The following is a 12,125-nucleotide window of genomic DNA, read 5'->3' as shown; positions in this document are numbered from 1 at the left end:
TCTGCGACTGTCGGCGCAGTGCCCGGTGCGCCAGCCGGCGGTCGGCCTTCGACCACCACGCTACGGTCGCGGGGTGCCGGAGCACAGCGATCGAGATGTCGCAGCGATGGCGGCGGTGGTTCGTGCAGTGGACCTGACCTGACCTGTCCGGTCAGCCGACCTGTGGGCGGTGAACCGTGCCTCCCGGCTGTGCAGGGACGGGGCAGGCCCGCAGGCCCGGGGAGCAGACTGGTGCGGTGCCCACCCCGCCCCGCCTGAGCGACCTCGGCCAGCAGGACGCCGCCGTCGGCAGCCTGCGTACCCGTGCCCGACGCTTCGCCGAACTCCTGTCGATCGCCCGCCGCCACGAACTGGTGCCGTTCCGACGGCTCGACTTCTCACGCGACCCGGAGACGTCGGACCTGCGGCGGCGCCAGGCCGAGCACCTGCGTCGCGCCCTCGAGGAGGCGGGCGGCGGGTTCGTGAAGATGGGACAGCTCCTGTCGACGCGCGACGACCTGCTGCCGGACGAGTGGACCGAGGGGCTCGCGCACCTGCAGCGCAGCGTCCGCCCCGCCGGCGCGGTCGAGGTCGCGGCGCTCCTCGAGGAGGAGCTGGGCGCGCCCGTCGACGAGGTGTTCGCCTCCTTCGACACCGAACCGGTCGCCGCCGCGTCCATCGCGCAGGTGCACCGGGCCACCCTCCGTGACGGCACCGTCGTCGCCGTGAAGGTCCAGCGACCCGGGATCGACGCCGCGGTCCGGCGCGACGTCGACATCGCGCTGCGGGTCGTCAGGTTCCTGGCCCGGACGAGCACCGAGGCACGACAGGTCGGCGTCGCGGACGTCGCGCAGCAGTACGCCGACGACCTCGTGCGGCAGGTGGACTTCACGTCGGAGATGCGGAACCTCGCCGCACTGCGTGCGGCGCAGGCGCGGAGCGCCCGACCGGACGCGGTCGCCTACCCCGAGCCGTACCGCGACCTCTCCGGGCGTCGGGTGATGGTGATGGAGTTCCTCGAGGGCGAGACGCTCAGCGCGGTCCGGGCCGCCGGGGGCGGACAGGACCTCGACGCCCCGATGCGGGCCGTCCTCGACGCCTTCCTCCGGCAGATCGTCTTCGACGGGATCTACCACGCTGACCTGCACCCGGGCAACGTCGTGCTGCTGCCCGACGGCCGCCCGGCCCTGATCGACTTCGGGTCCGTCGGTCGGCTCGACCCGGGCCTCCGGAGCACCGTGCAGGACCTGCTCGCCGGGTACATCCAGGACGACACCGAGCGGATCGCGGACGCGGTGATGCGCATGGCCCCGGTGCGTGACGTCGAGGACGAGCCGGACTTCCGCCGGGACATCGCCGCGTTCGTCGCGGACGAGCTCGGGCCCGGTGCGCGGATCGGCGTCGAGACGGTGGACGACGCCGTCGCCGTGTTCGGGCGCTACCGGCTCAAGCCGCCGCCGGACTTCGTCGCCGCGGCCCGCGCGCTGGCGATCTTCGAGGGCACCCTGCGCAGCCTCGCGCCGTCGTTCGACCTGCTCGAGGAGTCCCGCGACCTGGCGAGGCGGCAGATCCGCGACCAGCTCCGACCGCGAGCGGTCCGGGACCTCGCGGTCCGTGAGCTCTTCGGCGTGGTGTCGGCCGCGCGCAAGCTGCCCCGGCGGGTCGACCGGATCACCGAGGCGCTCGAGACCGGCAGGTTCGCGGTGAACATCCGGCTGTTCTCGGACCGGCGGGACCGCGAGGTGGTCTCCGGTCTGGTCCGGCGCGTCCTGCTCGTCCTGCTCGGAGCGGGTGCCGGCGTGCTGGCCGTCGTGTACCTCGCCTCGCCGGCGCGGCCGACCGCGGTGCTCTCCACCGGTTCGGCGGGCGGGATCCTGGGCGGTACCGCCGTGGTGCTGCTGGTGTGGGCCGCGATCGACGCGTGGCGGGCTCGACGCCGGCGGTGAACGACGGGTGGTCGGCCGGGCAGCCGCGCCGCCGCCCGCACTGCGTCCCGCCCCGGCCGGTCCGTGCCCGTCCGCTACACTCGACGGGGCGTCGGCGCGGGCACACCCCGCCGTCGCCGGGACCGGACGCACGTCCGGGAGACCTTCACAACACCATCGAACGGAAGACCCATGGCGAGTACCACTGACATCAAGAACGGCGCCGTTCTCATCATCGACGGGCAGCTCTGGTCGGTCGTCGAGTTCCAGCACGTGAAGCCGGGCAAGGGCGGCGCCTTCGTCCGCACCAAGCTCAAGAACGTCGTCTCGGGCAAGGTCGTCGACCGCACGTTCAACGCCGGCGCGAAGATCGACACCGCGACCGTGGACCGCCGCGACTACCAGTACCTGTACCAGGACGGCGAGTCCTACGTCTTCATGGACACCGACACGTACGACCAGGTCCCCGTGTCGGAGACCGTCGTCGGCGACGCCAAGAACTACCTGCTCGAGTCCGCCATGGTCACCATCGCGATGAACGAGGGCAACCCGCTGTACATCGAGCTCCCGACGTCGATCGTCACCGAGGTCGAGACCGAGCCGGGCCTGCAGGGCGACCGTTCCTCCGGTGGCACGAAGGACGCGACCATCATCGCGACCGGTCACCGCATCCAGGTGCCGCTGTACCTCGAGAACGGCACCACCGTGAAGATCGACACGCGCGACGGCAGCTTCCTCGGCCGCGTCAACAACTAGGCGCCGACCACATGAGTGCTCGTTCGAAGGCCCGCAAGCGCGCCCTCGACATGCTCTACGTCGCCGAGGTGCGTGAGCTCCCGATCGCGGACGTCCTGGCGACCGAGACGGTCCGGCACCTCGACCAGCCCGAGCGCGCCTCGAGCTGGGACTACGCCCGGCAGATCGTCACCGGCATCGACGACGACCGCGCTGCGATCGACAAGGTGATCGTCGAGCACGCGCAGGGGTGGTCCGTCGCCCGCATGCCCGTCCTCGACCGCTGCATCCTCCGGATGGGCGTCTGGGAGCTCCGGTACAACCCGGAGGTCCCGGACGCGGTCGCGATCGCCGAGGCGGTCGAGCTCGCGCAGTCGCTCTCGACGGAGGACTCGGCCGGCTTCGTGAACGGCGTCCTCGGCGCCGTCGCGGGTGGCCGCGCACCGTCCGGTCGGAGCGCCGACGAGGCCGCCGCACCGTCCGGTCGGACTGTCGCGGGGGACCAGGAGTCCGAGTAGGGTTGTCCACGTCAGCATCCTTTAAGTCCGTCCGGTGAGGCGGGGAAGGAGGTCGGCGTGGGCACCAGAACGGTCCTGCAACACCCCGACATCACGCGTGCTCTGACACGCATCGCGCACGAGATCCTCGAGGCCAACCACGGCGCCTCGGACCTCGTGCTCCTGGGCATCCCGACACGGGGTGCCGTCCTGGCCGAGCGGCTCGACCGCGTCCTGGCCGACATCGAACCCGAGTGGGCAGCGGACCGCGACCAGCGGCTCGGCACGCTCGACGTCACGATGCACCGGGACGACCTCGGCCACGGCATCGGTCGTGCGCCGCACCGCACGACGATCCCGACGAGCGGCATCGACGGCAAGGTCGTCGTGCTGGTCGACGACGTGCTCTACTCGGGTCGCACCGTGCGGGCAGCGCTCGACGCCCTGCAGGGCATCGGCCGGCCCCGGGCGGTGCGGCTCGCGGTGCTCGTCGACCGCGGCCACCGCGAACTGCCCATCCGGGCGGACCACGTCGGCAAGAACCTGCCGACGGCCGCCGACGAGCGGGTCACGCTGCGCCTGACCGAGACGGACGGCACCGACGAGGTCGTCATCGAGCAGCACGAGACGCCGCAGCACGAGACGCCGCAGCACGAGCAGGGGGTCGCCCCGTGAAGCACCTCCTCTCCACCGCCGACCTGTCGCGCGCCGAGGCCGTCCGGATCCTCGACGTCGCCGAGGAGATGGCCGAGGTCAACACCCGCGAGGTCCGGAAGCTCCCGGCCCTCCGCGGCAAGACCGTCGTGAACCTGTTCTTCGAGGACTCGACCCGGACCCGCATCTCGTTCGAGGCAGCCGCCAAGCGGCTCTCCGCCGACGTCATCAACTTCGCGGCGAAGGGCTCCAGCGTCTCGAAGGGCGAGTCGTTGAAGGACACCGTGCAGACCCTCGGTGCGATGGGCATCGACGGCATCGTCATGCGCCACCCGGCGTCGGGAGCCCCGCGGGTCCTCGCCGAGGCCGACTGGATCGACGTCCCGGTCGTGAACGCCGGTGACGGGACGCACGAGCACCCGACGCAGGCCCTGCTCGACGCCTTCACGATGCGCCGACGGTTCCACGGCACCGACAGCCGCGGCCGGGCGCTCGACGGCGTCCGCGTGGCGATCGTCGGCGACGTCCTGCACAGCCGTGTCGCCCGGAGCAACGCCTGGCTGCTGCGCACGCTCGGTGCCGAGGTGACCTTCGCCGCGCCGCCCACGCTGCTGCCCGCGGTCGACCGTCCGTTCGGCGCCGCCGTGCACCACGACCTCGACGCCGCCCTCGGGGAGGACCCGGACGTCGTGATGCTGCTCCGCATCCAGCAGGAGCGGATGAACGACGCGTTCTTCCCGAACCCGCGTGAGTACACGCGGCACTTCGGTCTGACGGCGGCGCGGGCGGCGGCCCTCTCCGAGCGCACGCTGATCATGCACCCCGGCCCGATGAACCGCGGCCTGGAGATCGCCGGCGTCGCCGCCGACGACCCGCGCTCGACCGTCGTCGAGCAGGTCGCCAACGGCGTCTCCGTCCGCATGGCCGTCCTGTACCTCGCCCTGACCGGCGAGCACGAACCGAAGGAGCCCGTCGCATGACCGCCCACCTCATCCGCGGCGCGCAGCTGGTCGACGGCTCGCGTGCCGACATCCGCCTGGAGGGACGACGCATCACCGCGGTCGGCTCCGGTCTCGACACGGTCGGCGCGACGGTGGTCGACGCGGACGGTCTGCTCGCCCTGCCCGGGCTCGTGGACCTCCACACGCACCTCCGCGAGCCCGGCTCCGAGGAGTCGGAGACCGTCCTCACCGGCTCGCGGGCCGCGGCAGCCGGCGGCTTCACCGCGGTGAACGCGATGGCGAACTCGTCGCCGGTCGCCGACACCGCCGGTGTGGTCGAGCAGGTGCAGGCGCTCGGGGACGACGCCGGGTACGTGACGGTCCGCCCGATCGGCGCGGTGTCCCAGGGACTGCAGGGCACGCACCTGTCCGAGATCGGCGCGATGGCGACCTCGCGCGCCCGGGTCCGGGTGTTCTCGGACGACGGCTCCTGCGTGTCGGACCCGCTCCTCATGCGCCGGGCGCTCGAGTACGTCAAGGGCTTCGGCGGCGTGCTCGCGCAGCACGCGCAGGAGCCCCGGCTGACCATCGGTGCGCAGATGAACGAGGGCCGGCTGTCGTCGGAGCTCGGGCTCGCCGGGTGGCCGGCCGTCGCCGAGGAGGCGATCATCGCCCGCGACGTCCTGCTCGCCGACCACGTCGGCGCACGGCTGCACGTCTGCCACGTCTCGACCGCCGGCAGCGTCGAGGTGATCCGCTGGGCGAAGTCCCGCGGCATCGACGTCACCGCCGAGGTCACCCCGCACCACCTGGTCCTGACCGAGGACCTCATCGCCGGGATCGACGGCGCACCCGGGTACGACGCCCGGTACAAGGTGAACCCGCCGTTGCGCTCCCGCGAGGACGTCGACGCGCTGCGCGGAGCACTGGCCGACGGCACGATCGACATCGTCGCGACCGACCACGCGCCGCACACCGCCGAGGCGAAGTGCTGCGAGTGGCCGGCCGCGGCGAACGGCATGGTCGGGCTCGAGTCGGCGCTGAGCGTCGTGCACGCCGCCGTGGTCGAGGACGGCCGGCTCGACTGGGCCGACGTCGCCCGCGTGCTGTCCGAGGCACCGGCGCACATCGGCCAGGTCGAGGGGCACGGTCAGCGCATCGCCGAGGGTGCCCCCGCCGAGCTGACGCTGTACGACCCCGCGGCGGTGCGGGAGTTCTCGGTCGACGACCTGCACGGCCAGTCGCAGAACTCGCCGTACCTCGGCATGCGGCTGCCCGGCCGGGTGGTCGCGACCTTCCACCACGGCTACCCGACGCTGCTCGACGGCGTGCTCGTCGACGCCGAGACCGTCGCCGCGACCGCAGCCGCCACCCCGTCGGCGCGGTCGACGAAGGCGGCGTCCGCGTGAGCCGGGCGGTGACACGGTGAGCGGCGACGCGCTGCGCTGGCTGACCGGAGCGGCGATCCTGCTCCTGGTGGCCGCGCTGTTCGTCGCGATGGCGCGCACCTGGCGGACCCGGACCCGCGCGCAGACGGCAGCCGTGCCTCCCGTCCCGGTCCCGACCGGGCTGGGACCGGCGGTCGGGTCGTGGGACGGGTTCACGGTCGCGACGACCCGCGCTGACGAGCCGCTCGAGCGGATCACGGCAGGCGGTCTCGGGTTCCGGGGCCGCGGCGGCGTGACCGTGCACGACACCGGCGTGGTCCTGCACCACGCCGGAGCCGAGGACCGGTGGATCGCCGCGACCGCCGTCCGCGGCGCCGACCGGGCCACCGCGGCCATCGACCGGGTGGTCGAACCCGGGGGACTGGTCCGTCTGCGATGGACGGCGACCGGCGCCGCAGCAGCGACGGACCTCGACACCTACTTCCGGTTCCCGGAGGGCGGCGCAGCAGCACTCGCCGCCCTGCAGGGACTGACGACGACGCACGAACACCCGCACACCGCGGGCGAAGGGACGAACTGATGACACGCGAACGGGCCGTACTGGTCCTCGAGGACGGCACCCGCTACGACGGACGGGCGTACGGCGCCCGAGGCCGATCCCTGGGAGAGGTCGTCTTCGCCACCGGCATGACCGGCTACCAGGAGACGCTGACCGACCCGTCCTACGCCGGACAGATCGTGGTGCAGACCGCGCCGCACATCGGCAACACCGGTGTCAACGACGAGGACCCCGAGTCCCGTCGCATCTGGGTCGCCGGGTACGTGGTGCGCGACCCCAGCCGCGTCGTGTCGAACCACCGCGCGAACGCGACGCTGGACGACCACCTGGTGCGCGACGGCATCGTCGGCATCTCCGGGATCGACACGCGCGCGCTCACCCGCCGGATCCGCGACGCCGGCGCCATGAAGGGCGGCGTGTTCAGCGGTGCCGACGCGGACCTGTCCGCCGAGGAGCAGCTCCGGGCCGTGCGCGAGCAGGCCGCGATGACCGGCGCGAGCTTCTCGTCGATCGTGTCGACCCCGGAGACCTACGTGGTCCCCGCCGTCGGCGAGCAGATCGGCCGGCTCGCCGTGCTCGACCTCGGCGTGAAGGCCTCGACCACCCGCTACCTCGCCGAGCGCGGGTTCGAGGTGCACGTCGTGCCGCAGGACATCACGTCCGAGGCGCTGCAGCAGCTCGACCCGGACGCGCTGTTCTACTCGAACGGCCCGGGTGACCCCGCCGCGAGCGACGCGCAGGTGTCCCTGCTGCAGGAGTCCCTGCGGACCGGCCGCCCGTTCTTCGGCATCTGCTTCGGCAACCAGCTCCTCGGTCGCGCGCTCGGCTTCGGCACGTACAAGCTGCCGTTCGGCCACCGCGGCATCAACCAGCCCGTGCTCGACACCGCCACCGGCAAGGTCGAGATCACGAGCCAGAACCACGGCTTCGCGGTCGACGCGCCCCTGGGCGAGGTCCTCGAGTCGCCGGCCGGGTTCGGGCGGGTCGAGGTCTCGCACTACTCCCTGAACGACGACGTGGTCGAGGGCCTCCGCGCGCTCGACGTGCCCGCGTTCAGCGTGCAGTACCACCCCGAGGCGGCGGCCGGCCCGCACGACTCCATGTACCTGTTCGACCGGTTCGCGGACCTGGTCCGTGCGCGACGCGACGGGGAGCCGCTCGACGCGGCGACCGCCACCGCCACGACCCCCGCAGCCGACCCGACGACCGACGCCGGCGCGTCGGCCGCGCAGAACGAAAGCAGCAACTGATGCCGAAGCGCGCAGACATCAACTCCGTCCTCGTCATCGGCTCGGGCCCGATCGTCATCGGTCAGGCCGCCGAGTTCGACTACTCCGGCACCCAGGCGTGCCGCGTCCTCCGCGCCGAGGGCGTCCGGGTCATCCTCGTCAACCCGAACCCGGCGACGATCATGACCGACCCGGACTTCGCCGACGCGACGTACATCGAGCCGATCACGAGCGCCTCGCTCGAGGAGATCATCAAGATCGAGCGTCCGGACGCGGTCCTGCCGACGCTCGGCGGCCAGACGGCGCTCAACGCCGCGATCAAGCTCGACGCCGAGGGCATCCTCGACAAGTACGACGTCGAGCTCATCGGTGCCAAGGTCGACGCGATCCAGCGCGGTGAGGACCGGCAGCTCTTCAAGGAGCTCGTGCTCGAGTCCGGCGCCGACGTCGCCCGCAGCCACATCGCGCACACGCTGGACGAGGCGAAGGCGTTCGCGCAGGACCTCGGCTACCCGCTCGTCGTCCGGCCGTCCTTCACCATGGGCGGTCTCGGCTCCGGCTTCGCGTACAACGAGGAGGAGCTCGTCCGCTTCGTCGGCGACGGCCTGCAGTCGAGCCCGACCACCGAGGTGCTCCTCGAGGAGTCGATCCTCGGTTGGAAGGAGTACGAGCTCGAGCTCATGCGGGACAACTTCGACAACACGGTCGTCATCTGCTCGATCGAGAACGTCGACCCGGTGGGCGTGCACACGGGCGACTCGATCACCGTCGCCCCCGCGCTGACGCTGACCGACCGCGAGTACCAGAACATGCGGAACATCGGCATCGACATCATCCGTCGCGTCGGTGTCGACACCGGCGGCTGCAACATCCAGTTCGCCGTCGACCCGTCGAACGGCCGCCTGATCGTCATCGAGATGAACCCCCGCGTGTCGCGCTCGTCGGCGCTCGCGTCGAAGGCGACGGGCTTCCCGATCGCCAAGATCGCCGCGAAGCTCGCGATCGGGTACCGCCTCGACGAGATCGAGAACGACATCACCCGGGTGACGCCGGCGAGCTTCGAGCCGACGCTCGACTACGTGGTCGTGAAGACCCCGCGGTTCGCGTTCGAGAAGTTCCCGGCGGCCGACGCCACGCTCACCACGACCATGAAGAGCGTCGGCGAGGCGATGGCCATCGGCCGCAACTACGCAACGGCGCTGCAGAAGTCCCTGCGGAGCCTCGAGAAGCGCGGGTCGAGCTTCCACTGGGACACCCCGGCGGCCGAGCTCGACAAGGACGCGCTGCTGTCGAAGGCCCAGGTGCCGACCGACGGCCGCATCGTGACCGTGCAGCAGGCCCTGGTCGCCGGCGCCACCGCGGACGAGGTGTTCGAGGCCACGAAGATCGACCCGTGGTTCATCGACCAGATCGTCCTCATCAACGAGGTCGCCGACGAGGTGCGTGCGGCGGAGACGCTCGACGCGGACACCCTGCGCTGGGCGAAGGAGCACGGCTTCAGCGACGCCCAGATCGCGTCCCTGCGCGGCATCTCCGAGCAGGAGGCGCGCGACGCCCGTCATGCGCTCGGCATCCGCCCGGTCTTCAAGACGGTGGACACCTGCGCCGGTGAGTTCCCGGCCCTCACGCCGTACCACTACTCGTCGTACGACGCGGAGACCGAGGTCGCCCCGAGCGACCGGAAGAAGGTCGTCATCCTCGGCTCCGGCCCGAACCGCATCGGTCAGGGCGTCGAGTTCGACTACTCGTGCGTGCACGCCTCGTTCGCACTGAGCGACGCCGGCTACGAGACGATCATGATCAACTGCAACCCCGAGACGGTCTCCACCGACTACGACACCTCGGACCGGCTCTACTTCGAGCCGCTCACCACCGAGGACGTCCTCGAGGTCATCGAGGCCGAGGCGGCCTCCGGTGAGCTGGTCGGCGTCGTCGTCCAGCTCGGCGGGCAGACCGCCCTCGGCCTGGCGAAGCCCCTCGAGGCCGCCGGCATCCCGATCCTCGGCACGACCCCGAGCGCGATCGACTCCGCCGAGGAGCGTGGCCAGTTCGCCGCGATCCTCGAGCAGGCCGGGCTGCTCGCACCGCGGAACGGCACGGCCCACGACCTCGCGAGCGCGACCGCGGTCGCCGAGGAGATCGGCTACCCGGTCCTCGTCCGCCCGTCCTTCGTGCTCGGCGGACGCGGCATGGAGATCGTCTACGACCCGGCCGCCCTGGCGGACTACTTCGACCGGATGGCCGACCAGGCGATCATCGGTCCGGACCTGCCGCTGCTGGTCGACCGGTTCCTCGACGACGCGGTGGAGATCGACGTCGACGCGCTCTTCGACGGCGAGCGGCTCTACGTCGGCGGCATCATGGAGCACATCGAGGAGGCCGGCATCCACTCCGGCGACTCGGCCTGCACCCTGCCGCCGGTCGGACTCGGCAAGGCGGAGATCCGCGGCGTGGTCGAGGCCACCGAGAAGATCGCCCGCGGCATCGGCGTGCAGGGCCTGCTGAACGTGCAGTTCGCGATCGGTGCGGGCGTGCTCTACGTCCTCGAGGCGAACCCGCGCGCCAGCCGCACGGTCCCGTTCGTGTCGAAGGCACTCGGCATCCCGCTCGCCAAGGCGGCCTCCCGCGTGATGACCGGCACCTCGATCGACGCGCTCGTCGCCGAGGGGATGCTGCCGGAGCGGGACGGCTCCTCGGTGCCGCCGCAGGCACCGGTCGCCGTCAAGGAGGCCGTGCTGCCCTTCCGCCGCTTCCGCACTCACGACGGCCAGGTCGTCGACTCGGTGCTCAGCCCCGAGATGCGCTCCACGGGCGAGGTGATGGGCATCGACCGCGACTTCCCGCGGGCGTTCCTCAAGTCGCAGGACGCCGCGTACGGCGGCCTGCCGACGAGCGGCACGGTCTTCGTGAGCGTCGCGGACACCGACAAGCGCCAGGTCGTCCTGCCCGTGCACCGCCTGCAGCAGCTCGGGTTCACGATCACCGCGACCGAGGGGACCGCCGAGGTCCTGCGCCGCAACGGCATCGAGGTCACCCTGGTCGGCAAGTACAGCGAGGGCGGTGAGAGCGTGGTCGACCTGCTCGCCCGCGACGCGGTCGACATCGTCATCAACACGCCCTCCGGCGCCGCCGGTCGTGCGGACGGCTACGAGATCCGTGCGGCCACGGTCGCCGCGGACAAGCCGCTCTTCACGACGATCGCGCAGCTCGGTGCGGCCGTCGCCGCGATCGAGACGATCGGCACCCCGCTCAGCGCCCGCAGCCTGCAGGACTACGCGCTCGAGCGCGCGACCTGGTGAGCGACGGACGGACGGGAGGCCCGGCCTCCTTCGGTGTCCGCCTCGCCGCCGCCGTGGGGGAGCGTTCCCCCCTGTGCGTCGGCATCGACCCCCACGCCGCCACCCTGGCGGCGTGGGGGCTCGGCCGCGACGAGCAGGGCCTCACCGCCTTCGGCGCGACCCTGGTCGACGCGGCCGCCGGCCGCGCCGCGATCGTGAAGCCGCAGATCGCCTTCTTCGAGGCGGCCGGGGTCCCCGGCTACCGCGCGCTCGACGCGACCCTGCGTCGGGCACGCGATGCGGGCCTCCTGGTCGTCGCCGACGTGAAGCGGGGCGACATCGGCTCGACCGGCGACGACTACGCGCTCGCGTGGCTCGACCGCGACGGGCCGTTCCGGGCGGACGCGATGACGGTCTCGCCGTACCTCGGGTACGGGTCCCTCGCCGGCACGGTCGACGTCGCCCGACGGAACGGTGCGGGCGTCTTCGTGCTCGCGGCGACGAGCAACCCGGAGGCGCGCGTGCTCCAGACGGCCGTGCTCGCCGAGGGGCCGCGTGCCGGACGGTCCGTCGCTGCCGGTATCGTCCTTGCTGTGGCAGACGACAACCGGACCGGCGGCGAGCAGCCGCTCGGGGACGTCGGGCTCGTGCTCGGCGCCACCCTCGACCTCGACGACTTCGGCATCGACGCGGGCGCCATCGGCAACGCGCCGGTGCTCGCCCCGGGCTTCGGTGCCCAGGGTGCCCGGATCGAGGACCTGCGCGCCCGGTACGGTGTGCGAGCCGAGCAGGTCCTGGTGAACGAGTCGCGCGGGTTGCTGACCGACGGCCCGGACGGGGTCGCCGCGCTGGTGCAGGACCGCGTGGACCGCATCCACGCCGCACTCGGGGCCGCCGCGTGACGGACCAGACGCCCACGGGCCAGACGCCCGGCTCCGGG

At 72.3% G+C, this 12,125-nt stretch carries 10 protein-coding genes; all 10 read left to right on the top strand.

Going from position 1 to position 12,125, the window contains the following annotated elements:
• Positions 1 to 236: 236 nt before the first annotated feature.
• The 10 genes from J2X59_RS08360 (at position 237) to pyrF (ending at position 12,087) form a co-directional block, all read left to right on the top strand.
• On the top strand, positions 237 to 1,925 hold the full coding sequence (locus J2X59_RS08360) for an ABC1 kinase family protein (RefSeq protein WP_326496339.1): 1,689 nt from the start codon (positions 237 to 239) through the stop codon (positions 1,923 to 1,925).
• 171 nt (positions 1,926 to 2,096) lie between these two features.
• Positions 2,097 to 2,660 carry an elongation factor P gene (efp, locus tag J2X59_RS08355; RefSeq protein ID WP_058729119.1) on the top strand — a complete coding sequence of 188 codons (564 nt, stop codon included), beginning with the start codon at positions 2,097 to 2,099 and terminating at the stop codon, positions 2,658 to 2,660.
• Between the two features lie 11 nt (positions 2,661 to 2,671).
• Complete coding sequence (nusB, locus tag J2X59_RS08350; protein WP_066654543.1) at positions 2,672 to 3,157, top strand: transcription antitermination factor NusB; 486 nt, start codon at positions 2,672 to 2,674, stop codon at positions 3,155 to 3,157.
• A 57-nt stretch (positions 3,158 to 3,214) separates the two neighbouring features.
• Positions 3,215 to 3,811, top strand: coding sequence for a bifunctional pyr operon transcriptional regulator/uracil phosphoribosyltransferase PyrR (gene pyrR / locus J2X59_RS08345; RefSeq protein ID WP_326496338.1), 597 nt, complete (start codon positions 3,215 to 3,217; stop codon positions 3,809 to 3,811).
• Entirely contained in the window at positions 3,808 to 4,770 is a 963-nt protein-coding gene (locus J2X59_RS08340; RefSeq protein WP_326496337.1) for an aspartate carbamoyltransferase catalytic subunit, read from the top strand. Before pyrR ends, J2X59_RS08340 begins: the two co-directional genes overlap by 4 nt.
• A complete protein-coding gene (locus J2X59_RS08335) occupies positions 4,767 to 6,140 on the top strand; it encodes a dihydroorotase (RefSeq protein WP_326496336.1) in 1,374 nt (457 codons plus the stop codon). Before J2X59_RS08340 ends, J2X59_RS08335 begins: the two co-directional genes overlap by 4 nt.
• A 16-nt stretch (positions 6,141 to 6,156) precedes the next feature.
• Positions 6,157 to 6,699 (top strand): PH-like domain-containing protein, encoded by a 543-nt coding sequence (locus J2X59_RS08330; protein ID WP_066654534.1) that lies wholly within the window; start codon positions 6,157 to 6,159, stop codon positions 6,697 to 6,699.
• The gene (gene carA / locus J2X59_RS08325; RefSeq protein ID WP_209682459.1) at positions 6,699 to 7,928 is read left to right on the top strand and encodes a glutamine-hydrolyzing carbamoyl-phosphate synthase small subunit; all 1,230 of its coding nucleotides are present in this window, start codon (positions 6,699 to 6,701) and stop codon (positions 7,926 to 7,928) included. Before J2X59_RS08330 ends, carA begins: the two co-directional genes overlap by 1 nt.
• Entirely contained in the window at positions 7,928 to 11,206 is a 3,279-nt protein-coding gene (carB, locus tag J2X59_RS08320; RefSeq protein ID WP_326496335.1) for a carbamoyl-phosphate synthase large subunit, read from the top strand. Before carA ends, carB begins: the two co-directional genes overlap by 1 nt.
• Entirely contained in the window at positions 11,203 to 12,087 is an 885-nt protein-coding gene (gene pyrF / locus J2X59_RS08315; RefSeq protein ID WP_251155035.1) for an orotidine-5'-phosphate decarboxylase, read from the top strand. Before carB ends, pyrF begins: the two co-directional genes overlap by 4 nt.
• The last annotated feature ends 38 nt before the right edge of the window (positions 12,088 to 12,125 follow it).

The organism is Curtobacterium sp. 260, assembly GCF_030803485.1.
GTDB lineage: Bacteria > Actinomycetota > Actinomycetes > Actinomycetales > Microbacteriaceae > Curtobacterium.
This window is presented reverse-complemented; position numbering and strand designations above follow the sequence as displayed.